The organism is Chryseobacterium sp. 2TAF14, assembly GCF_052115105.1.
GTDB lineage: Bacteria > Bacteroidota > Bacteroidia > Flavobacteriales > Weeksellaceae > Chryseobacterium.
The window spans coordinates 25,713-47,328 of the sequence record NZ_JBFRGA010000003.1 but is presented as its reverse complement, the minus strand read 5'-3'; the positions used below and the strand labels follow the sequence as shown (position 1 = coordinate 47,328).

Annotated in this window: 24 protein-coding genes and 3 tRNA genes; 20 read left to right on the top strand and 7 right to left on the bottom strand. The window is 33.6% G+C overall.

Features of this window, described 5'->3' with window-relative positions; all coding sequences use genetic code 11:
• From AB4Y90_RS00920 to AB4Y90_RS00905, 4 genes are all read left to right on the top strand, one after another.
• On the top strand, window positions 1–252 hold a 252-nt coding region (locus AB4Y90_RS00920), incomplete at its 5' end, for a hypothetical protein (RefSeq protein ID WP_441555300.1).
• Between the two features lie 52 nt (window positions 253–304).
• The gene (locus AB4Y90_RS00915) at window positions 305–991 is read left to right on the top strand and encodes an SIR2 family NAD-dependent protein deacylase (protein ID WP_441555299.1); all 687 of its coding nucleotides are present in this window, start codon (window positions 305–307) and stop codon (window positions 989–991) included.
• Between the two features lie 84 nt (window positions 992–1,075).
• A complete protein-coding gene (locus AB4Y90_RS00910; protein WP_441555297.1) occupies window positions 1,076–1,621 on the top strand; it encodes an RNA 2'-phosphotransferase in 546 nt (181 codons plus the stop codon).
• Between the two features lie 132 nt (window positions 1,622–1,753).
• Window positions 1,754–1,948, top strand: coding sequence for a hypothetical protein (locus AB4Y90_RS00905; RefSeq protein ID WP_441555295.1), 195 nt, complete (start codon window positions 1,754–1,756; stop codon window positions 1,946–1,948).
• 118 nt (window positions 1,949–2,066) lie between these two features.
• Here the strand turns inward: AB4Y90_RS00905 and AB4Y90_RS00900 are convergent, their stop codons facing one another.
• Complete coding sequence (locus AB4Y90_RS00900; protein ID WP_441555294.1) at window positions 2,067–2,951, bottom strand: cupin-like domain-containing protein; 885 nt, start codon at window positions 2,949–2,951, stop codon at window positions 2,067–2,069.
• Between the two features lie 381 nt (window positions 2,952–3,332).
• Here AB4Y90_RS00900 and AB4Y90_RS00895 point away from each other — a divergent pair, with 381 nt between their 5' ends.
• Complete coding sequence (locus AB4Y90_RS00895; protein ID WP_441555293.1) at window positions 3,333–6,101, top strand: hypothetical protein; 2,769 nt, start codon at window positions 3,333–3,335, stop codon at window positions 6,099–6,101.
• Between the two features lie 48 nt (window positions 6,102–6,149).
• Here AB4Y90_RS00895 and AB4Y90_RS00890 read toward each other — a convergent pair whose 3' ends face one another.
• Window positions 6,150–6,647, bottom strand: coding sequence for a DinB family protein (locus tag AB4Y90_RS00890; RefSeq protein ID WP_441555291.1), 498 nt, complete (start codon window positions 6,645–6,647; stop codon window positions 6,150–6,152).
• A 189-nt stretch (window positions 6,648–6,836) separates the two neighbouring features.
• On the opposite strand from AB4Y90_RS00890, the gene AB4Y90_RS00885 reads away from it, so the two are divergent.
• From AB4Y90_RS00885 to feoB, 4 genes are all read left to right on the top strand, one after another.
• Window positions 6,837–7,598, top strand: a complete 762-nt coding sequence (locus AB4Y90_RS00885; RefSeq protein WP_441555290.1) for an FkbM family methyltransferase — start codon at window positions 6,837–6,839, stop codon at window positions 7,596–7,598.
• A gap of 103 nt (window positions 7,599–7,701) precedes the next feature.
• Complete coding sequence (locus tag AB4Y90_RS00880; protein ID WP_441555288.1) at window positions 7,702–8,619, top strand: GLPGLI family protein; 918 nt, start codon at window positions 7,702–7,704, stop codon at window positions 8,617–8,619.
• A gap of 171 nt (window positions 8,620–8,790) precedes the next feature.
• Window positions 8,791–9,057 (top strand): FeoA family protein, encoded by a 267-nt coding sequence (locus tag AB4Y90_RS00875; protein WP_441555287.1) that lies wholly within the window; start codon window positions 8,791–8,793, stop codon window positions 9,055–9,057.
• Entirely contained in the window at window positions 9,044–11,029 is a 1,986-nt protein-coding gene (gene feoB, locus AB4Y90_RS00870) for a ferrous iron transport protein B (protein ID WP_441555285.1), read from the top strand. The genes AB4Y90_RS00875 and feoB overlap by 14 nt, the downstream gene beginning before the upstream one ends.
• Window positions 11,030–11,196: 167 nt before the next feature.
• Here the strand turns inward: feoB and AB4Y90_RS00865 are convergent, their stop codons facing one another.
• The gene (locus tag AB4Y90_RS00865) at window positions 11,197–11,487 is read right to left on the bottom strand and encodes a type II toxin-antitoxin system RelE/ParE family toxin (RefSeq protein WP_441555284.1); all 291 of its coding nucleotides are present in this window, start codon (window positions 11,485–11,487) and stop codon (window positions 11,197–11,199) included.
• Window positions 11,475–11,699: a hypothetical protein gene (locus AB4Y90_RS00860; protein ID WP_441555283.1), complete on the bottom strand. Its 225-nt coding sequence runs from the start codon at window positions 11,697–11,699 to the stop codon at window positions 11,475–11,477. The genes AB4Y90_RS00865 and AB4Y90_RS00860 overlap by 13 nt, the downstream gene beginning before the upstream one ends.
• A gap of 120 nt (window positions 11,700–11,819) precedes the next feature.
• Here AB4Y90_RS00860 and AB4Y90_RS00855 point away from each other — a divergent pair, with 120 nt between their 5' ends.
• The 6 genes from AB4Y90_RS00855 to AB4Y90_RS00830 all read left to right on the top strand — a co-directional run bounded on the left by AB4Y90_RS00855 (window position 11,820) and on the right by AB4Y90_RS00830 (window position 16,736).
• The gene (locus AB4Y90_RS00855; RefSeq protein ID WP_441555282.1) at window positions 11,820–12,842 is read left to right on the top strand and encodes a DUF4421 family protein; all 1,023 of its coding nucleotides are present in this window, start codon (window positions 11,820–11,822) and stop codon (window positions 12,840–12,842) included.
• Between the two features lie 65 nt (window positions 12,843–12,907).
• Window positions 12,908–13,264, top strand: a complete 357-nt coding sequence (locus AB4Y90_RS00850) for a hypothetical protein (protein WP_441555280.1) — start codon at window positions 12,908–12,910, stop codon at window positions 13,262–13,264.
• 21 nt (window positions 13,265–13,285) lie between these two features.
• Complete coding sequence (gene glmM / locus AB4Y90_RS00845; RefSeq protein WP_441555278.1) at window positions 13,286–14,668, top strand: phosphoglucosamine mutase; 1,383 nt, start codon at window positions 13,286–13,288, stop codon at window positions 14,666–14,668.
• Window positions 14,669–14,703: 35 nt separating this feature from the next.
• Window positions 14,704–14,934, top strand: a complete 231-nt coding sequence (locus AB4Y90_RS00840; RefSeq protein ID WP_441555277.1) for a hypothetical protein — start codon at window positions 14,704–14,706, stop codon at window positions 14,932–14,934.
• An 8-nt stretch (window positions 14,935–14,942) separates the two neighbouring features.
• The gene (locus tag AB4Y90_RS00835; RefSeq protein WP_441555276.1) at window positions 14,943–15,218 is read left to right on the top strand and encodes a type II toxin-antitoxin system RelE/ParE family toxin; all 276 of its coding nucleotides are present in this window, start codon (window positions 14,943–14,945) and stop codon (window positions 15,216–15,218) included.
• Between the two features lie 135 nt (window positions 15,219–15,353).
• Window positions 15,354–16,736, top strand: coding sequence for a tetratricopeptide repeat protein (locus AB4Y90_RS00830; RefSeq protein WP_441555275.1), 1,383 nt, complete (start codon window positions 15,354–15,356; stop codon window positions 16,734–16,736).
• Window positions 16,737–16,891: 155 nt separating this feature from the next.
• On the opposite strand, the gene AB4Y90_RS00825 is transcribed toward AB4Y90_RS00830, so the two are convergent.
• From AB4Y90_RS00825 to AB4Y90_RS00815, 3 genes are read right to left on the bottom strand one after another with little or no spacing between them, the layout of a single operon-like run.
• A complete protein-coding gene (locus AB4Y90_RS00825; RefSeq protein WP_441555274.1) occupies window positions 16,892–17,776 on the bottom strand; it encodes a DMT family transporter in 885 nt (294 codons plus the stop codon).
• A complete protein-coding gene (aat, locus tag AB4Y90_RS00820; protein WP_441555272.1) occupies window positions 17,763–18,416 on the bottom strand; it encodes a leucyl/phenylalanyl-tRNA--protein transferase in 654 nt (217 codons plus the stop codon). The genes AB4Y90_RS00825 and aat overlap by 14 nt, the downstream gene beginning before the upstream one ends.
• A 60-nt stretch (window positions 18,417–18,476) precedes the next feature.
• The gene (locus AB4Y90_RS00815) at window positions 18,477–18,854 is read right to left on the bottom strand and encodes a DUF3127 domain-containing protein (protein ID WP_378179778.1); all 378 of its coding nucleotides are present in this window, start codon (window positions 18,852–18,854) and stop codon (window positions 18,477–18,479) included.
• Between the two features lie 173 nt (window positions 18,855–19,027).
• Between AB4Y90_RS00815 and AB4Y90_RS00810 the strand changes: the two genes are divergently transcribed.
• The 5 genes from AB4Y90_RS00810 to AB4Y90_RS00790 all read left to right on the top strand — a co-directional run bounded on the left by AB4Y90_RS00810 (window position 19,028) and on the right by AB4Y90_RS00790 (window position 21,147).
• Window positions 19,028–19,109 (top strand) — tRNA-Leu (locus AB4Y90_RS00810).
• 9 nt (window positions 19,110–19,118) lie between these two features.
• A tRNA-Gly gene (locus AB4Y90_RS00805) sits at window positions 19,119–19,191 on the top strand.
• A gap of 8 nt (window positions 19,192–19,199) precedes the next feature.
• Window positions 19,200–19,283: transfer RNA gene (locus tag AB4Y90_RS00800), tRNA-Leu, on the top strand.
• Between the two features lie 255 nt (window positions 19,284–19,538).
• The gene (locus AB4Y90_RS00795; protein WP_441555270.1) at window positions 19,539–20,024 is read left to right on the top strand and encodes a hypothetical protein; all 486 of its coding nucleotides are present in this window, start codon (window positions 19,539–19,541) and stop codon (window positions 20,022–20,024) included.
• Between the two features lie 82 nt (window positions 20,025–20,106).
• Entirely contained in the window at window positions 20,107–21,147 is a 1,041-nt protein-coding gene (locus AB4Y90_RS00790; protein WP_441555269.1) for a helix-turn-helix domain-containing protein, read from the top strand.
• The last annotated feature ends 469 nt before the right edge of the window (window positions 21,148–21,616 follow it).

Sequence of the window (21,616 nt, the reverse complement as noted above, 5' to 3'; positions counted from 1 at the left end):
AGGAGTAAAATTTCAAATATTCCTCTGAAATCAACAAGTAATGTAAATTCTATTGTAAAGTTTGTTTTATCAAATAAATCAAAATGTTGGTCATATGAAGAAGAGGTTAGATTAATAACTCTCTTGTCAGGATCGCATGGCTACAATGAGGAATCATTAAAAAGTATATATTTTGGTATTAAAATGAAAGAAGAGCATAAATTAGAAATTGTTGAAAAACTTGAACATAAAATATTCTTTTTCATAATATGAAATTGAAACCGAATAGTTATGATTTAATATCAGAACGTTTTAACCATAACAAATGAAAAAACTAACCATATTAACCGGCGCCGGAATCAGTGCCGAAAGCGGAATAAAAACCTTCAGAGACGGAGATGGTCTTTGGGAAAATCATAGCATCACAGATGTGGCAAGTCCGGAAGGATGGCGAAAAGACAGAGCTTTGGTATTAGAATTTTACAACCAGAGACGTCGTCAGCTTCATGAAGTGGAGCCCAATGATGCACACAAATTAATTGCCGATCTGGAAAAGCATTTCGAAGTTCAGATTATTACACAAAATATTGATGACCTGCATGAAAGAGCGGGTTCCACAAATATCATTCATTTGCATGGAGAATTGTTCAAGTCATGTTCCTGCAACAACAAAGGTTTGATTTATGAACAAAGAAACGATATTAAGATAGGCGATAAAGCCGAAGACGGAGCGCAATTGCGACCTTTTATCGTTTGGTTTGGAGAAGATGTTCCGCTGATGTATGAAGCCACGAAAAAAGCGAAAGAAGCAGATATTTTCCTGGTAATCGGAACGTCTTTGCAGGTTTATCCGGCTGCAGGATTGCTTCATGATATCAAAGATGATTGCCTTTTAATTGTCATCAACCCAAATGAAACAGGCTTTGGACACGGACAAAGAGCGGTTGTGATGAAAGAAACGGCAACTCAGGGAATGAAATTACTATTTGATAGATTGGTAAATCTTGCGTAATGAAAAATACTGTAAAATCAGAGATTTATTACAGACATTGAAATTTTATTTTTTAATTAGAACAGAAATTAAAAAACGCAAACAATGAACGRACAACACAAGAAAAAAATAAGCAAATTTCTAAGCCTGATTCTTAGACATAAACCCGAAATTATCAATTTGAATTTGGATGAAAACGGTTGGGCAAATGTCGAAGAATTAATTACAAAATCAATCAACGATTCTCAAGGTTTTACTTTTGAGGAACTCGAAGAAATTGTAGAAACCAATGACAAAAAACGTTTTGTTTTTAATGAAGGCAAAACCAAAATCCGTGCGAATCAGGGACATTCGATAGATGTTAATCTGGCTTTAATTCCACAACAGCCACCGGAATTTTTATATCACGGAACTGCTCAAACCAATATCGATTCTATTTTAGAAAAAGGAATTGAGAAAAGAAGCAGGCAACACGTTCATCTTAGTCAGGACAAGGAAACCGCAACCAAAGTTGGAATGCGCCACGGAAAACCGCTTATTTTAGTTATCAAAACAAAAGAAATGTTTGAAGACGGAATAGCATTTTATCTTTCAGAAAATAAGTTCTGGCTGACGGATTTTGTGGATGCAAAATACATTTCGCAGGAATAAACAGAAAAAAATTAAGCTCTTGTAATAAATTTTTCAAAAAAGTGTGATTTTATATTATATATTTCTTACCTTGGGGAAATAAATCGTGGTTTCCGAAAAACGGATAGAGTAGGAAAATTAAACAAAATCATTATGAAAAAATTAAACAAAATCTCAAGAGAAAATTTAAAATCAATTAAAGGGGGAATTACCCCGGAATGTGCAACTTGGTGGGGTTCAGGACGACCATATTATACTACTGAGGCAGCTTGTCTTCAGGCTGCAACCACAGATCCTGATTTAGAACCGTTTTGTGTTAATAAATGTGGACGATGGTATGCTTTTTAATTAAAAATAAGTAAAAAATATCCCTAAAAGTTTCAGGCTTTTAGGGGTTTTTATTGAAAAACAAATTTGAAATTCAGAAATCAAAAAATTGCTTTAATCTTTGATGATGAAAAGTCATTTATCTTTTAGGCAATCCTTTTTTCAAGGCATAATTAGCTCTTTCTATTGCCTTTTTTTCTTTCCAATCCATATAGCGTTTTTTGTAACGGCCTTTCATAAAATTGTCAAAATTTCTCTGTACGGTAAGGTTCCAGAGAGAATTGGCTTTTACAGCCCATGATTTATCCCATGCACGAAGCGAGATAGAGAAGCTTCCGTCGAGATATTTCATCCAGTGCCACCATCCTGTCGGCATAAATAAAGTATCGCCGTGCTCCAGGTAACATTCAATACCTTCTACGCCGTCTAATGCAGGAAATTTTTCAAAATCAGGATTTGTGATGTCATAATCTTCCAAAGCATAGGTAGCATAAGGCAATTTGTAAAGTCTTTCTTTCCATTTATATTCAAAAAGGAGCACATGTTTTCTTCCGTTAAAATGCGTGTGGAAAATATGGGCTAAATCAATATCGTAATGTAAAAATGTTACGGAACCTTTTCCGCCAAAAAACATGGAAGGATATTTATCTAAAAATCCGCCCATCAATTCTTTTGGTGAAATATAATCTTCAAGAAGTTTATTAGCACGCTTGATAGGATCAAAAAAGAAAATTCTCAGATCTGTAGGCTCTCTCTGGATCAGATCAATATAATCTGCAAATTTCATTTCCGTTGTAGGCGTGTTGATCGGTGCGGCAGGATCTGCTTTTGCACTGTCATATAGGGGAACTGTAATGTCTCCTACCACTTCCTTCACATAATCCATCGTCCATTTTTGATAGGCGGGCCATTTTTTGGCCATATTTTTTATCACGACTGGTTTTCTTGGTATCAGATATTTCTTACGAAACTCTTCTTGAGTAATATCGTCAACAATATCAATAGGTTTTAGAATAACCCCCATTTTTTAAAAATTTAGTGTTACAAAATTATTAAATATTTACTTACGGAATTTAAATTAAGATATTTTTAATCTATGACCTTAATCATTTTTTTATTTAGTCGAAATAAGAATTTCTTTTACTTTAAAACAGACTTTAAAATTTTATTTTGATTTAATTCACTTAGCTCTTTACATTTGATCACTTTTTGGTGATGTTTTATGTTGGTTGCTATTGCTTTTAACGTTAAAGTTTTATAAAATTTAATGCTAAAAAATTTACTGTCTAAATTATCACTATGTTTGTAGTTATAAAAATATGATTTAACTAAATGCTAAAATTTATATCTCTATAAAGTGTAACAAAAGCCTTCAACAAATAACTAATTAATCAAATAATAAATTATGAAAAGAAATATTTACCTTTTCCTGATGGTTTTTTTCTCCGTAATCACTTTTGCTCAAAAAACGGTGTCCGGAAAAATTACCGATGAAGATGGTGTAGCGATTCCAAGCGCAAGTGTAACGATTGAAGAACCCGGAAAAGATGCCATTCTTGCCTACGGAATTACCAATTCTAAAGGGGAATATAAAGTGACTTTTACGTCTTCAGAATCGAATGTAGATCTAAAAGTAAAAGCTTTTAACCAAAAACCGATCACAAAACAAATCAGCAACAGTGATCAGAACCTTTCCTTCAAACTACAATCTGAAGCTACCGAAATTAAAGAAGTACAGCTGAAAACCAAAATGATTACCTCGAGAGGCGATACCATTGCTTACGATCTCAAAGCTTTCGACAGCAAAAGTGACCGTACTTTGGCAGACGTAATGAAAAAAATCCCGGGAATTGAAGTAAATGCAGACGGCTCTATTTTATACCAGGGAAATGCCATCAATAAATTTTACGTTAACGGAAAAGACTTAATGGAAGGCGGATACGGAACAATCAATAACTCGCTTCCGAAAGATGCGGTGCAGAAAGTTGAGGTTCTGGAAAATCACCAACCTGTAAAAATGTTGCAGGGTAAAATTCCTTCTGATGCCGCTGCGATTAATATTAAACTTAAAAAAGCCGTTACCATGACCGGAAGAGGCGAAGTTGGAACCGGTTTTGGAGATCCATGGCTGTGGAATGTAAAGTTAACGCCTATGTTTTTTGGACAAAAAAGCCAATGGGTTGCCAACTACAAAACCAATAATATGGGAGAGCAGGTAGAAAATGAAGGAAATATTATAGGCTTCGGAAGCTCTTGGGAAGGAAGAAGAGGAAATGCTTCACAAAACAATTGGCTTAGAGTAGAAACAGCAAGTATTCCGAATACACCCGTGAAAAGATATTTGATGAATAACGTACATTATTTATCAGCAAATTATCTTACAAATATTGATAAGAAAAAAGAATGGGAATTGAAAGCTAATGCGAATTATACAAACAATTCTGTAGAAAGAGAAGATAACGTAGAAACGGTGTATGCAGGAACAGCCAATCAGTCAGGATCAACAATTACAACGACAACAAAAAATAATTTCTATACCGATAAAGTAAAAGGTGAATTGATTTTCACTAAAAATGCGAAAAAAGGATTCTTTAAAAATACCACTACTTTTTCTCAGTTTTGGAATGCAGACAGAGCATTGGCTACAAGAGTAGGAAGAGTGGGCGATCAATCTCTGGAGTCTCCGACATCATCTTTTCAGAACTCATTAAGTACCATTATTCCATGGAAAGAAAAAATGGTAAACTTAAAATCGTATATTAATTATCAGGATGACAGCCAGACTCTGAGCATTTCACCTGCAAATTATCTACAGTTTCCATTGCCTTATTTACTTCCTAAAGTAGATCCAACTGATCCGGATAAATATGCTACGATAAATTTTGCACCCGGAACGAGAGCGGTACAAGATTTCAGAATAAAAACATTAGATACTTCTCATTCTGCAAATATCAGTTTTACAAAAAAAGGATGGACTTTTACTCCGGAAGTAGGGTTTGATTATTCAACCAATAAATTAAATACAAATTTTGACGGATTAGCAGTTCAGGATCCTCTTATTCCAACCATAGCTCCACCAGATTTCGGAAGTTCTTTATATGAAAATAATCTTGAATTTACAGAAATAATACCTTCCGCTTCACTTGGAATTAATTATAAAAATGATGCATGGAGCTTATTTGCAAATATACCCGTGAATTTTAATAACATTAAAGCTGAAGATGATGTAAGAGGAGTTTCTAAATCATTAAGCAAAGCTACATTTACTCCAAATGCTTTTTTACAATATAGTTTTGCCTCATTTTGGAAAGCAAGCCTTAACGGAAACATCAGTAATAATTTTGGAGATATACAGACAGCTTACGCAGGATATCTGTTGTCAAGTCCGGCAGGATTTAATGTAATGGATGCAAAAAACCCTATTCCTGAAATCAATACAAAAAGCATAGGTTCACGAATAGAATATAGAAACCCGTTAAATAATTTATTCTTTAATTTAAACTACAGAATCAGCGGCACAAAACGAAACTTATTATCTTCTCCGGTTTTAGATCCTACAACAGGATTTACTTTAATTCAGTACAGAAATCAGGATAATACTTCTACAAGCAACAGCTTTAGCGGTGAAGTTGGAAAATACTTTCCGAATTTTAAAACAAATCTATCCGTAAGCTATAGAAATTCGGATACCGTTTCTGATGCGTTTTTTAACAATATCCAATACGAAAGCCAAAACAACAATCAATCTTATGGACTGAAATTCAACAATACTTATTTCAGTTGGATGAGTATTGATTATACTTTAAGTCTTTCCAGAACTACACAAGAAAACAAAGGACTTCCAAATGGAGGAAAATTAGCTCCTAATACAGGATTTAACCATAATCTTGCAGCATTTATTTATCCATTAGAAAATCATACAATAGGTTTCAATTGGGATCAGGTAAATTCTAGTGATGGTGAAAGAAAGTTTGATAATGCTTTTTTTGATCTTTCTTACCAATATACATGGTCTAAAAAGAAAATTGATTTTGAATTAAAGTGGATGAATATTGCCAACCGAAAAGTTTTTGAAACGTATGACATCTTAGCTTCTCAGAATGCAGTAAGATATACAAGAATTCAATTACGACCAAGCCAGGTAATGCTTTCAGTAAAATTCAATTTTAAATAAATAATAAAAACCAATCTCATCGAGATTGGTTTTTTGTTTAAAAATATTTTAAAAATTAGGATTGTCTGCAGTCGGACCATAACTTCCCGGAAGTTCAATGTCATTTAATCTGTAATAAACTCCCAATTGTGCTCTGTGATGCGTAATCTGGTTTAAGCTGTGACGAATGGCTTCATATTTCGTCCACGAAGCCAGCTCGTGTCCGTCGTTTTTCAAAGCCCATCTCGGTTCTAAATCTGTTTCAGATGCTTTTTCCAGCGCTTCTTCGCTTGCTCTGTAGTTTTCTTCCAGAACTTTTAAAAGTTCGTCTTTTGTAGAAAGATGCTTTGGCTCCATTCCGCTTCTGRCAAAATCGAGTTCTGAAGAATTGAGCATAAACCCAGCCCAGCCAAAAACTTCCGTAATGTGGGTGGCAAGATGCATCATTTTCATGCTTTTCGGGTGTGGAACATAGTCATTTTTGTTGTCGGGGTAAATTTCCAAAAACCTTTTTGTGGTCTGATACTCGGTTTTTAGCTCGTCTCTTAGTTGTTTTAAGGTATCCATAAAATATTTGTTTGGGTGAGCTTAAATTTAAAAATTTTAAAAGAGCTGTAATTGTTTTATTGATAAAAAAATAAAAAATAAGATTTCTGACTTAGTAAAGTTTGGTGATGCAGAATTAATAATTTTATTGTGGAACAGGTGAAAGTTTAATGAGAAAAATTTTATTTTAGCAAAAATAAAATCAAATAAATGAGAAAAAAAATATACTTAAAAATTAAAAACTTTTTACCCTATTATACTGAATACGGATTCAAAGAAGGCTATGAGCTTTATAAAAAACTTTCATCTTCAGACTTAAATAATATTAGCATTTACGGAATAAAACACCCRATCCATCTCAGAAAAAACGAGCCGTCTGATCTGGAAGTTTTTAAACAGATTTTTATAGAAAAACAATATCTGCCTCATCATTACAAAAACCCGAAAACCATTATAGATGCGGGAGGAAATGTAGGACTTTTTACAGTTTTAATGAAAAATAAATTTCCCGACGCTAAATGTTTTACCATTGAACCGGATCCGGATAATTTTATGATGGCAAAAAAGAATCTCGAAAATTATTCTGATGTACAGCTGTTAAATAAAGGTGTCTGGAGTACTGATGTCAAGCTAAAAATTATTGATGAGAATGCTTCAAAATGGGGAATTCAGGTAAGAGAAGACAACGAAAATGGTAAAATTGAAGCCATATGCATCAATACGATTATCAAAGAATACAATCTGGATAAAATAGATGTATTAAAAATGGATATAGAAGGCAGCGAAAAAGAAGTCTTTTCTAAAAACTATGAAAACTGGCTGCCAAAAGTAAAAATACTGGTTATTGAACTTCACGATTCTATGCAGAAAGATGCCTCACGAATCTTTTTTGAAACCCTGAATAAAACCTRGCCTCATTACCATCTTTTTGTAAGCGGAGAAAATCTGGTTATAGAGAATCTTTCTATTTAATAATTGTCGGGCTGAAATTTTTTTAAAGAAAATTAATTTTTGTTTCATAAAATCTGTAACAAAAACCAACTCATGCAAACTAATTGAGTAAACCTTTTATATAATGAAAAATATACTTTCAATATTATTTGTTGCCGTTTTTGCTTTTGCAAACGCACAGGAAACAGCAAATCGATTTTTTTATGAATTGACTTTTAAGCCAAAAAAAGATTCAACAAAAATTGATAAAGTAATTGCTACTTTAGATATAACAAGTAAAAAATCAATCTATCAGGATTACACAGTTGCAGCTCAGGATTCTATTATTAAATTAGCTGTTGAAGAAATGGAAAAGACTAAATCTTTTAAAGATATGTCTAAGCTTATTAAAATGCCAAAATTTTCATACAAGATTGTGAAAACATATCCTGAAATGAAAGAGCAATTTGTAGATAGAATAAGTATGAACTTATTTGGTTATGAAGATGATATAAAATTTAAGTGGAATATTCTCCCTGAGAAAGAAAAAATAGGAGAATATAATACTCAAAAAGCAACAACGGATTTTGGAGGAAGAAAATGGACTGCCTGGTTCAGCACAGATATTCCTTTTCAGGATGGACCTTATAAATTTTATGGATTGCCCGGATTAATCGTTAAGATTGAAGATACAGAAAAAGATTATTCTTGGAAACTAAGCGGTAACAAGAAAATTGAAAACTATGAAGAACTATCTTATTCAGAAAAAATTAATGCAAAATATGGGATGTCGAATTCAGTAACTCCTACAAGTAAAGAAAAGTTTGAAAAGGCTTATGCTACTTTCAAAAAAGATCCAATGGGAGAATTTCGTCAAAAAATTACTCCAGAAATATCTAGCATGAAAATGCCAGGATCTGATATCACAGTAGGAGAAATGATGAAAAAACAAGAGAAAATGGCAAAAGATTTCTTCAATTCTAATGATAACCCTATCGAAAAACCTAATTCTGTAAGTGTTGGTAATCTTGAAAAAGTGGGTAAAGAAAAAGACAAAAAATAAAATCAATTTTAACTAAATTATATTTATAAACCCAGATGCAGTAATGTGTTTGGGTTTGTTGCATCAGATAATTGAAGATATTATAAATCTAACTGCCTTTAAATATGAAATGTAACGTTATTTAGATTAAATTTAAATAGCTATATTTGCAGTCACAAAAATTTTAGGGTCTTGAAGGATAATCAATTACATACATTAAGCAGCTTTCCAAAAAATAAAATTGGGAAAATAGTAGATTATGATAATGAAAACCTGAAAATGCCCACCAAGATTATAGAAATGGGGCTTCTTCCCGAAACCCTGTTTAAAATTCTTTATCAGGCGCCATTCAATGGTCCGCTTTACATAGAATTTGGCGCAGAAAAAAGTCGTATCGCTTTGCGTAAAGAAGAAGGAGATTTCATTATTGTAGAAGATTTGATTAATGCAGGAAAATAACAAAAAACAGATACTTTTAGTAGGGAACCCGAACGTAGGAAAATCAACCGTTTTTAACGCTTTGTCAAACAAAAAGCAGAAAACGGGAAATTACGCAGGTGTCACTGTCTCAAGCCATACGGGTAATTATTCTTATAAAAATGAAGAGGTGGAGATTGTGGATCTTCCGGGATCTTACAGTATTTATCCGAGCTCTGAAGATGAGGCGATTTTCTCTAAATTTCTGATTGATGGACAAAAAAAATATTCCGGAGTGGTTTATATTCTGGAAGCATTAAGCCTGAAAAGAGGCCTGTTATTATTTCAGCAGATTCAGGATCTTGGAATTCCGATGATTTTGGTTTTAAATCAGATTGATCAGGCAGAAAGAAGAGGAATCCACATTGATATTGAAAAACTTTCTCAGACATTAAATATCAAAATTATTCAGACCAATGCAAAAGAAAAGATAGGGATAGAAGCAATTAAAGAAGCTGTTTTTACTAATGATTTTGTTACTTCCAAAAAATCAAGCTTCGAAATTCCTGCAGAGCATAAAGATCTTCTTGACGAAAATTCTGAAAATGAGTACCAGTCGTGGATTAATTTCACTCTTGGAAAAGGCTCAGATTCAGAATTAAAAAATAAAGTTCCGAAAAGACTCCAGGTTCAGGAAACGGTAAGACGTTACCAGAATGTTGATAAGATTCTGAAGGATGTTATTACTAAAAAAGCGCAGTTTAAAGAGCTTTTAACAGAGAAATTAGATAAAATTCTTGTTCATAAATTCTGGGGATATGTAGTTTTCTTATTTATCCTTTTAATTATTTTCCAGTGCGTTTACTTTTTAGCGGAATATCCGATGAACTGGATCGACGAGGCTTTTGCCTGGCTTTCTGAGTTTTCGGCAACACATCTTCCGGAAGGTCCTGTTAATTCTTTGGTTTCGCAGGGAATTATTCCCGGATTAGGCGGAATCATCATCTTTGCACCACAAATCGGAATCCTTCTGTATTTCCTTTATTTACTGGAAGATTCGGGATATATGGCGAGAGTGGTTTTCCTGATGGACAGGATTTTAAGACCATTCGGTTTAAACGGAAAAAGTATTGTTCCATTGGTTTCTGGTACGGCTTGTGCGATTCCGGCGGTAATTTCAACAAGAAATATTGAAAATTTAAAGGAAAGGCTGCTTACGATTTTGGTGACGCCATTTATGACCTGTGCTGCGAGACTTCCGGTTTACAGTATTATTATTGGCTTAATTATTTCAGATAAAACCATTTTTGGAATTCAATATAAAGCCTTGGTGCTTTTAGGAATGTATCTGTTAGGATTTTTTGTGGCTTTATTATCGGCTGCAATTCTTAAAAACTTCATTAAAGAAGACGGTAAAACCTATCTTGTGATGGATTTGCCAACTTATAAAAAACCTCTTTTCGGCTACGATTTTAAACTGGTTTTAGGAAAAGTCTGGGATTTTATTACAGGAGCCGGAAAAATTATCTTCATTGTAAGTATCATTATCTGGGTATTAAGTTATTTTGGGCCGAAGCAAAATCCGGATGAAATGGTTGCAACTGATGTTCATTTAGATCATTCTTATCTGGCAAGAATGGGGAAAGCGATCGAGCCTGCAATTGCACCGCTTGGTTACGACTGGAAAATGGGAGTGGGAATTCTTACGAGTTTCGTGGCGAGAGAAGTTTTTGTGGGAACAATGTCTACTTTATACAGTTTGGATGACGATGCTCCCGAAGGAAAAGTAATCGATAAAATGAGACACGATGTAAAACCGAATGGCGAAAAGGTGTTCAGCTTTGCAACGGGAGTTTCGGTATTATTATTTTATGCGTTTGCAATGCAGTGTGTTTCCACATTAGCAGTAGTTTACAGGGAAACCAAAAGCTGGAAATGGACTGGCTTTCAGGTAGCCATGATGACCGGTTTGGCATATTTTGTGTCGTTGATAGCTTATCAAATCTTAAAGTAATGGATTCTTCATTAATCTTTCAATATATCATTATTGGGCTTTTGGTGCTTTTTGCCTGCTACTCTCTATATAGATTCATCAGGAAAAATTTCTCACCAAAGAAATTCAGCTCTAAAAGATCGGGTTGCGATAAAGATTGCGGATGTTCTTAGAAAAGACTTTATAAATTAAAATGGGTTGTCTTTTTTATTTGCCCAAAAAGATAAAATCTCAACAGTTGTTTTATTTATTCTATAGTGCATAGAAAAGTTTTCTAAGACCAAAACTCTTCTTACTTGTTCTTTTGTGCCGAAAATGATTGCTCCAATAAAAGGATTATGAGAAAGTAGTTTCTCCTTTCGTTCGACTTCTTCAATTATTTTTAAAGAATAAATATTAGATTTATTGTGATTGATCCAATATTCTAATATTTCTAAATATAGTTTTTCCGCTTCAGGAGTCCATTTTATTTCGAACATAATGCTCGAGCTTTTTGATGAACATCAGAGCTTTCAACCAACTTATTAGCATTAGCTTCATCAATACCGTTATTAATAGATTTTAATTCTTCTGGCGAAACAGTCACAATTTCTTCAGAAACTTTTTCAAAAGAAAATTTCATTCTATTTAAAAGATTTTCTAAAAAGCTGGCTTCTTCAGGGGTTGTAGGATGCACTATTATCGTATTCATAATCTGCTTTTTACAAAGGTATAAATTATTTCTAATTTTGAATTTTTATAAAAAATAAATTCTTTTCAACCAATATAAATTTATTTGTAGTAATTTCATTTCCCAAAACTAAATCTCAATTTGAATCCAAAAGAAGCTTCCGTTTTTTTTCTTTGTCTGATGGGTTTTTATTCACAAGCGCAAACAGACAGCACAAAAATAAAATCTTACGCAGATCAAGTAATGATTCGTGTAAATTTAGACACGAATATAGAAAACTACACTTTTTCGGAAGGGGATGAAGAAAATTTAAACGAAACCATACTTTCTGTCAATAACAAAACAAAAGCTTCGTTATCTGTAGATTACAAAATCATCAGTGCAACTTTATCTTTTACTCCTCGATTTTTCCCGGGAAATAATGACAACGACAGAAAAGGAAACAGTGCTTACACCAACTTCAGCTTTAGGTTTTTTCCTCAAAGATTTATACAGACCGCTTATTATAAAAATGTAAAAGGATTTTATATCGAAAACATGCAGGATCTTATTCCGGGTTGGCAAAAAGACAGAGATCCTTACATTAAGTTTCCGGATTTAAGGGTTCAGACTTTTGGAGGTTCCACAGCATATATTTTAAATAAAGATTTTTCGTTAAAAAGCCTTTATACACAAGGTGAATGGCAGAAAAACAGCAAAGGAAGCTGGGTTCCGTTTTTAGACTATGATTTTACTATTTTCAGCAACATGATTGATGGCTTAAAAAGCAAAGAATATCAATACAATTTTGGAGCAAACATCGGCTATTTTTACAATTGGGTCATCGCTGAAAAAGTGAATATTGCACCTTATTTAACAGTAGGTTTTGGCGGGAAATTTACAAGTTTCAAAGATACTTTAGAAGACGGAACAAAAGGACCAAAGCAAAAAGAGCAATACGTAACGGCAAAGGGATCGGGAGGTTTGCATATAGGATACAATTCTGACCGTTTTTTGTTTGGCGGAAAACTAAATTTTAATGCAACAGCTTATGATGAAAAAGAAAACGCTACCGTTGAAAACAACAACATTTACGGGCTTTTATACATCGGTTATCGCTTTCCGCCTCCCAAAGTTGTAGAAAGAAATTATAATAAAATTCAGAAAAAAATTCCTGTACTTTAAAAATATGTAAATAATATTTCATTCTAATGTCGTGTCTTTTATTTGTATTTTTGCAAAAAAAAACAATGGTTAGTAAAGAATTATTTGAAGTTACAGATATAATAGAAAAACTTATTAGATTGAATGTTTGGAACCAAGATGCTGATAATGAAGTAAAAAAAATGTCTTTAATTATTTATAAAATGGCATTTTTGAGAACAAAAAAGGAATATATTAGTCCGAAAATTGATCCGTTCGAATTAATTAACAATCCGTCATTAATGAACTATCCAAGTATTTTAAAAGGTATCAATAATATTTCTAAATCAGCAATAGATCAAATAAAGATAACTGGCTCAGAAGTTTCACTTATGGAATTAACTGAAATTGTTCATATGATTGTTGATAATACAGTTGCTCAATTAAATGCAATTGGAAAATAAAAGAATTATAAAAATAATAAAATGTCATTAATAAAAAGTATTTCAGGAATTCGCGGAACAATTGGCGGGAAAGTGGGCGACAATTTAACACCGCTTGATGTTGTAAAATTTGCTTCTGCTTTCGGAACCTGGCTTCAGAATAATAAAAATAAAAAAGATTTAACGCTGATTATCGGCCGCGATGCAAGAATCTCGGGTTCGATGGTCAATTCTTTAGTTACTGCAACTTTACAGGGATTGGGAATCAACGTGATCGATTTGGGACTTTCCACAACTCCGACTGTTGAAGTAATGGTTCCTGAACTGAATGCAGATGGCGGAATTATCTTAACCGCTTCTCACAATCCGAAACAATGGAATGCTTTAAAATTATTAAACGAAAAAGGAGAGTTCATCAGCGGAGAAAATGGTGCTGAAGTTTTAGCTTTGGCTGAAAGTGAAGATTTCAACTATGCCGATGTAGATGATTTGGGGCAGTATGAAACCAGAGAAGATGCTTTTGATATTCATATTCAGAAGATTTTAGACTTGCCGATGGTAGATGTAGAAGCAATTAAAGCTAAAAAATATAAAATCGTTCTTGATGCCGTAAATTCTACTGGCGGAATTGCAATTCCAATGCTTTTGGATAAATTAGGCTGTGAAACCGTGAAATTATACTGCGAATCGAACGGACAGTTTCCGCACAATCCTGAACCGTTGAAAGAGCATTTGGGAGATATTTGTGAGCTGGTAAAGAAAGAAAATGCAGATTTTGGCGTTGTTGTAGATCCGGATGTTGACAGATTAGCTTTAATCGACGAAAAAGGTGAAATGTTCGGGGAAGAATACACTTTGGTTGCTGTTGCAGATTATCTTTTGAAAAATAAAAATGGTGTGGCAATTTCAAACCTTTCTTCAAGCCGTGCTTTGAGAGATGTTGCACAAACTCACAACTCAGAATACTTTGCAAGCGCAGTAGGAGAAGTGAATGTAGTGAATTTAATGAAAGAAAAAAATGCGGTAATCGGCGGTGAAGGAAACGGTGGAATCATTTACCCTGATCTTCATTACGGAAGAGATTCTTTGGTAGGAGTTGCTTTGTTTTTGACGCATTTGGCGAAAGAAAACAAGACGGTTTCTGAACTAAGAGCTGGTTACCCAAGCTATTTTATGGGTAAAAAGAAAATTGAGCTGACTCCGGAAATTGATGTAGACTCTCTTTTAACTAAAATGGAAAAAGAGTATCAAAATGAAGAGGTTTCTACTGTTGACGGTGTAAAAATAGATTTTGAAAACAATTGGGTTCATTTGAGAAAATCAAACACAGAGCCGATTATCAGAATTTATACAGAGGCTAAATCTCAGGAAGAAGCCGATAAACTGGGTGATGATATGATTGCAAAAATCAGAAGTTTGATTTAAAATAAATTTTATAACTTTAAGTAAAATATTTTACAATGGATGTAAATTTAGAGCTTCAGACAAAAAAATTAGAATTGATCCATTGGCTTTCTTCAATTAATGATTTAAAGATTATTGATAAAATTTCAAAGATCAGAAAAGAAGAAAAAACATGGTGGGATGGTATTTCAGAAGCGGAAAAGAAAATGATTGAAGAGGGACTGGAAGATATTGAAAATGGAAATATAATTTCCCATGAAGATTTTTTGAAGTCTTACGGTAAATGATTGAAATTGTGTGGACAAAAAAAGCCATCCGTGAGTTTGATCTGATTTATCAATTCTGGATAGAGCATAACAAATCAAGTTTTTATTCTGAAAAAATATTTGATGAAACCTTGAGAATGATTAAAATTCTGCGAAGCAACCCAGAAGCAGTACAAGAATATACGGTATTGGGTTTAAGAAGGGTTGTGATTTTAGAAAACTTCTCTATGACCTATCAGTTTAAAAATAATAAAATTCAGATAATTTCTTTTTTTGACAACAGAAGAAACCCGGATAAAATTTAAATTGATTAACTTTAATCTAAGTCAGATGATACTTTAATCATCAATGTTAAGAAAAATTATTTTATAGTAATTAATAAATTGTTTTACAATGTTGATAAGGAATTTTTAACGTTGTAAATACAGAATGAGACGATATTGGAAGAATATTTTGGAAATGAACTGGTGAAAAAGTTCGAGGAAATGATGGAAAATAATGATGAATTCTACTTCGATACCGAAGAACTGGAAGACATTATTGTTTATTATCTGGAGCTGGGAGATTTTAATTATGCCGATATGGCGGTAAATTACGGTCTTAAGCTTCATCCCAATTCTTTAGAAATCAAGATTAAAAAACTGGAGGTTCTTTTAGAATGGGAAGACTATAATATGGCGAAAGAACTGATCGACGAGTTAAAAGGTTCTTCTATGGAGAATACAGACTTTTTGGTTTGCTACGCCAAATATTATTCGAATTTAGGAAATCCCAAAAGATCCATCGAAATCTGCAAAAAAGCCTTGGAATTGAAGGAAGAAGAAAATTTCCTCAATAATTTTATTGCAGATGAATATGTGAATCTTGGAGATCCTTTTAACGCTCTTAAACATTATCAGCAAGCATTGAAACATGATCCAATGGATGAATATTCTTTGGAAAATGCAATGGTCTGCTTTAATGATCTTAATAAGAGTGAAGAAGCGATTGCTTTTCTGAACGGCTATCTTGATGATTTTCCGTATTCAGAAATTGCATGGGGTGAGTATGGACAATATTATTTCAACAGAAAAAATTACGAAGAAGCCATCAAAGGTTTCGATTATATGTTGGCAATCAACTCCAGCTCAGTTGGAGTTTATGCGAGCAAAGCAGCCTGTTATGAAGCTTTAAATCAATATCACAAAGCAATCGAGGTTTACGAAGAAATGCTGGAGCTGGAATACACAAAAGCATTTACTTTTTATAAAATCGGATTGTGCTATAAAGCTTTAAAACAGCCGATCATTGCTTTAAACTCGTTCCAGAAATCGTTAAGAGAAGATCCTCAGTTTTATCTTTCGATGATGGAGCAGTCTTATCTTTATGAAGAAATGGGCGGCATGCCAGAAGCTTTACACTTCGCAAGAGAAGCAACATTATTAAATGAAAGCAACCTTGATTATCAGAAAAGACTGGCATTTTTGTTCATCGATTCGGGTAAGTTTGAGGAAAGCCTTTCTTGCCTTAAAAAATTGGTAGATGCAGAACCTTCGAGATTTTATAATTGGTATGCATATTCTGAGGTTTTGATGTTGGTTGGAGAGTATGAAGAAGCCGTTACGGTTTTAAATTTAGCTTTAAAACACCATCACAGAGCAGAATTATTTTACCAGTTGAGCAACTGCTATTTTAATTTAAGAGATCATGAAAAAGGTGGTGAATCTTTGGAAAAAGCTTTAGAGCTTGACCCTTCATTGATTACAGATATGCAGAAGAAGTATCCGTACATAAAAGATGAGGTGAAAAAAGCAAAAGCGAAAGTTAAAAAGAAGAATTTATAGGATTGATAATGGAAGTTTTCAAATTTCCGGAAGTCAATTTAGCATTTATTTAAAATAAGAAAATCCTGCAGTGATGCGGGATTTTTATGTTTAGAATTATATTCGTGCATTCGTGGCTATTTTAATATGCCACAAACAATAGAGTAATTTACCTGCTATTTTTTCACCACTGTTTTGGCTCTTAAAAAGATTAAACCCGCAATAATAATACTTGTTCCTGCAAACTGCAAAGAAGTTAATTTTTCGCCGTCTAAAACGCCCCAGATTATTGCAACAATCGGCATCAGCAAAGTAACGGTAGATGCAAACAGGGGTGTGGAAACTTTTAATAAACGATAATTCATCATCATTGCCAATCCGGTTCCGAAAACAGAAAGTAAGCTTACAAAACCTAATCCGATCATATTTTCTTTGCTAAATGTAAATGTAGAAACAAAACCTGTAGAAAGCAATGCAATTACTGAAGGCAAAAACAATACAAAAGAAAATACAAATGCAGATAAAATAGTAGATGAAACCTCCATCAGCTTTGATTTTACCGTTGTTGTACTTATGGCATAACATAAAGTTGCCAAAAGCAATAAAAGTATCGGGAACAGTTTAAATTTAGTACCGTCATCGCCGCCGAAAGCCAGTAAACAAACTCCCGTAAAGCTTATGATAACTCCTGTGATCTGTCTTTGATTGGTTTCGAATTTCCATATTAAAGCGCCTACAATAATGACGAAAATCGGCATCATCGAATTGATTATTCCTGCAATGCTGCTGCTGATCTCAGTTTCCGCAATAGGAAATAAGAACATCGGGATGAAGTTACCTGTAAAAGCCGCCAAAATAAGCCATTTCAAATGTTTCTTCGGGAAAAGTTTACGTTTTGAAATTGCAACAGGCATTAAGATAATTCCGGCAATTAAAACCCTTAAAGCTCCCACCTGATAAGGGCTGAAGTGGTCTAAGGATTTTTTAATCAAAATAAAAGAAGAGCCCCAGATAACACTCAGTAAAATCAGAAGAAGCCATTTTTCTTTATCTGCGTTCATGGTTTTGGTGTAAAATTTTTAAAAAATCTTTTTTAGGAATCATTCTCGCGCCCAAACTTTCTAAATGTTCGGTGTGAGACTGACAGTCGATTAATTTTAAATCATTTTTGTGTGTTTCTATAAAATGGATAAATCCAGCTTTGGAAGCATTGCTCACCTTTGCAAACATACTTTCTCCGCAAAATATCTTTCCGATCTGTAAGCCGTAAAACCCGCCAACAAGTTCATTGTTTTGCCAGACTTCTACGCTTCTTGCAAGGCCGTAAATGTGAAGGGTAATAAAAGTTTCCATCAGTTCATCAGAAAGCCAGGTTCCTTCCTGCCCTTTMCGGTTGATTTTTTGACAGTTTTTTATCACTTCATTGAAATTTTGATTTTCGGTAATGGTAAAAACCTTTCTGTCTAAAATCTTTCTCATCGATTTTGAAACCTTCAAATCTTCCGGGAAAAGTACAAATCTCGGATCGGGACACCACCAAAGAATTTCTTCACCGGGATTAAACCAAGGGAAAATTCCATTCTTATAAGCAAACCAGATTCTTTCCAGAGATAAATCTCCACCGAAGGCAATGATGCCTTCATGCCCGTCATATTGCGAAGGATCGGGGAAAGATATTTCGTTTTCGTCTAATCGAACCATTATGAGAAAAAAAATCCCACTTTTCAAAAAGCAGGATTTGTATTTGATTTTGTTTTCTGATTAAAAAGGTAAATCATCATCATCGTCACCTGCAAAAGGGTTTTCATTTGAAACCGGAGAAGCAGATTGAGACGGAGCAGCTTGTGTAGGTTCTGAAGCATTATCAAAAACTTTTTCTACTCTCCACCCTGTAATAGAGTTGAAATATTTGGTTTCTCCCTGTGGTGAAACCCATTCTCTTCCTCTGATGTTGATTCCTACTTTTACATTTTCTCCTTCTTTCAAAGAATCCAGCAAATTTATTTTATCCTGTAAAAATTCGATGTTGATTGGCTGTGGATATTGCTCTTGTGTAAGAATAACCATTTCTCTTTTTTGGAAACCACTCGCAAATGTTTGAACATCAGTGATTTTCTTTACTGTTCCTTGTAATTCCATATCGTAAATATTAACGATGTAAAAGTAATAAAATGAAATTTAAAAAGAATGGTTTCAAATAAATTTTACAAAAAATAAATTTTTTTTCAGAAAAGGTTTGGAAGTAAAGAAAATTGCCCTATATTTGCACTCACAAAAACGAAACAAGTTCTTTAAAATAACTCAATAATAATGCGGATGTGGTGTAATTGGTAGCCACGCCAGACTTAGGATCTGGTGCCGTGAGGCGTGGGGGTTCGAGTCCCTTCATCCGCACTACAAATTGCGAAAATAGCTCAGCTGGTAGAGCACAACCTTGCCAAGGTTGGGGTCGCGGGTTCGAGTCCCGTTTTTCGCTCTCATCACGCCCTGGTGGTGGAATTGGTAGACACGCAGGACTTAAAATCCTGTATCCGCAAGGATGTACGGGTTCAAGTCCCGTCTGGGGTACACAAAAAGACTGTTAATCATTGATTAGCAGTCTTTTTTGTTTATTACTATTCTAATGTTTTTTAATCCTACATAAAGACTTAAACTCATTTTGACCTTTACATAAAACTCCAAACGATTTAATGTAATTTCCTTATAATCAGTATTTTGGAAATGTTTTATTTATAAGTGTGTGGTTATTAGGGGGTCTGATTCCGGGCAAAACCCACTTTTTTCATTACTTTATGAAATTATTTAATTCGGTCTTTTTTAAGGATGAATTATTTATTAAGAATGTTGATGATGAAAAAACACCTTATAAAATCTATAATTTTTTTACTTGCAATATTTTGTTCTGAGAAACTTTATAGTGAAAGCGCTATAAATTCGGAAGTTGAGAATATTTACGATTTTCCTTTTAAAAATGCAGATGAAGTTATTGGTTCAGGAAAAGCAATTCTTGCTGCTGCCGGTTCTGATAACGAAATCTCAATAGGATATTACCATCTTTTTATGGGTTACTTTCTGAAAGGAGATTACAGCAGCAGTATTTTATACGCTAAAAAAGGCGATTCGTTTTTTTTAAAACATCACAGAGCCGAAGATCATTTCATGGCAAGCTATTATTTGTCTTTGGCTTATCAGAAGTCAGGATTTATGAAGCAGGCTTACCAAAAGCTTGAAGAAACAGAAAAAATTGCAGATAAACTTAAAATTGCTGATTTTTCTGCAATGACCTTAAGAATCAGGGCTAATTTTTAGAAAATCAGAAAAGATATCAGGAAGCAATCAGCTACCGGATAAAAAGTCTTGAATATTCTCACCAGATAAATAAAAGCCTGTAATGGCAGTCTCCAACTTCAGGGCGGGGCATTGTTTTCTTGCTTTTGATTACCTGATGACAGGAAATATTATACAAGCCCGAAAAGAGCTTGCAATATTTGATAACTATAAAAAAGATGCAGCATACTATAACTACCGGATGGAAGTATATTATGCCTGCAAAGCAATAATTGCAACCAAAGAAAATAATAAAGAAGAGGCAGTAATGTATTTCGACAAAGCTGTAGATGCAGCTAAAAAGAGTGAAACATACGAACAGCTGATTATTTTGCTGGAACTGCGTCTGACACTCAACATAGATAGCTTTGAAAGAAGAGGGGAATTGTTCAGGGAGTTTATTCAGCTGAAAGACAGGTCAAAAAAAGAAAGCGTTGAAGTCATCACAGAAGAAATCAATAGCAAGAATGCAGAGCTGAGATTGCAAAAAGAGTATAAGTATATGATGATTCTGGCTGGCTTACTGTTGTCTGCCGGTGTGGTTGCTTACAAAAAAAGAAAACGGAAAAACCAGAAAAAGCATTTTGAAAATATTATTAAGGAGCTTGAAAACAAAAAAGCAGCTGGTTCTGACATTTTAAAAAGTAAAATAGCAAATAATATCCAAAAGGTCTCTGATGAAGATTTTGAAGATCCGGCATCCGTATTTTTCCCGGAGGAGACAGAAGTTGAACTCCTAAGGAAACTTGAAGTTTTTGAAAGTAAAAATGCATTCACCGCAAAAAATTTCACGGTAAATAATTTTGTAAGCATTCTCGATACCAACACCAAATACGTAAATTATCTGCTGAAAGAGCACCGCGGTAAAACATTCAGCGAATATATTAATGACCTGCGAATACAATACATCCTGAATTATTTAAATGACAATCCGGAAAGCCTCAAATACAAGCTTACTTATCTTTCGGATCTGGCGGGCTTTTCTTCACACAGCTATTTTACTAAAGTATTTACAAGAAAAACGAAAATTACACCTTCAAAGTTTATTTCGTCGTTAAAAGAAAAAAATAAAAATGATGCGCATGAAACCGATGAATTGAATTGAAAACAGAGATGATTTTTTACTTACAAATGATAAATATTTAGAAATTGAAAACTGAAATCAACCCAAAAAAGCGATTCGTAATAAAATGAAAATTTTTGCGATTTTTAGTTTTAAGATATTGGTTTTCAGGAGTTAATTGTTTTTATTATATTTGTAATATTCCGGAATTGTACAAGAAGGTTTCTTGTTTTCAGCTTCCGTTTAGTATTAGATTTGCATCGCAATGTTTCGAGCACTTTATGAGAAGTTAACTCTTTCCCTCGGGTTAATTTTCTCAGCATTGCAATGCAGATTCTAAAAACAGTTTGTTTAATTGTCGATATTGAACAATCTAAAAAATGAAAAAAAATTATAAAAGAACAAATGATGAAAAAAATTAAATTCTAAAAGATATATCTACTGATATGTTGAAAGGTTGAACAACCTTCCCTAAAACTTCCAGACAGTATCTAGTTTACTTAAGATTAAA

Excerpts from the sequence above, each read along its gene's own strand:
- AB4Y90_RS00880 (WP_441555288.1), top strand. The coding sequence starts at position 7,702 with ATGAAAAATATACTTTCAATATTATTTGTTGCCGTTTTTGCTTTTGCA.
- AB4Y90_RS00915 (WP_441555299.1), top strand. The coding sequence starts at position 305 with ATGAAAAAACTAACCATATTAACCGGCGCCGGAATCAGTGCCGAAAGC.
- AB4Y90_RS00900 (WP_441555294.1), bottom strand. The coding sequence starts at position 2,951 with ATGGGGGTTATTCTAAAACCTATTGATATTGTTGACGATATTACTCAA.
- AB4Y90_RS00840 (WP_441555277.1), top strand. The coding sequence starts at position 14,704 with ATGGATGTAAATTTAGAGCTTCAGACAAAAAAATTAGAATTGATCCAT.
- AB4Y90_RS00865 (WP_441555284.1), bottom strand. The coding sequence starts at position 11,487 with ATGTTCGAAATAAAATGGACTCCTGAAGCGGAAAAACTATATTTAGAA.
- AB4Y90_RS00895 (WP_441555293.1), top strand. The coding sequence starts at position 3,333 with ATGAAAAGAAATATTTACCTTTTCCTGATGGTTTTTTTCTCCGTAATC.
- AB4Y90_RS00860 (WP_441555283.1), bottom strand. The coding sequence starts at position 11,699 with ATGAATACGATAATAGTGCATCCTACAACCCCTGAAGAAGCCAGCTTT.
- AB4Y90_RS00825 (WP_441555274.1), bottom strand. The coding sequence starts at position 17,776 with ATGAACGCAGATAAAGAAAAATGGCTTCTTCTGATTTTACTGAGTGTT.
- AB4Y90_RS00815 (WP_378179778.1), bottom strand. The coding sequence starts at position 18,854 with ATGGAATTACAAGGAACAGTAAAGAAAATCACTGATGTTCAAACATTT.
- glmM (WP_441555278.1), top strand. The coding sequence starts at position 13,286 with ATGTCATTAATAAAAAGTATTTCAGGAATTCGCGGAACAATTGGCGGG.
- AB4Y90_RS00850 (WP_441555280.1), top strand. The coding sequence starts at position 12,908 with ATGGTTAGTAAAGAATTATTTGAAGTTACAGATATAATAGAAAAACTT.
- AB4Y90_RS00905 (WP_441555295.1), top strand. The coding sequence starts at position 1,754 with ATGAAAAAATTAAACAAAATCTCAAGAGAAAATTTAAAATCAATTAAA.
- AB4Y90_RS00790 (WP_441555269.1), top strand. The coding sequence starts at position 20,107 with ATGGCAGTCTCCAACTTCAGGGCGGGGCATTGTTTTCTTGCTTTTGAT.
- feoB (WP_441555285.1), top strand. The coding sequence starts at position 9,044 with ATGCAGGAAAATAACAAAAAACAGATACTTTTAGTAGGGAACCCGAAC.
- AB4Y90_RS00795 (WP_441555270.1), top strand. The coding sequence starts at position 19,539 with ATGAATTATTTATTAAGAATGTTGATGATGAAAAAACACCTTATAAAA.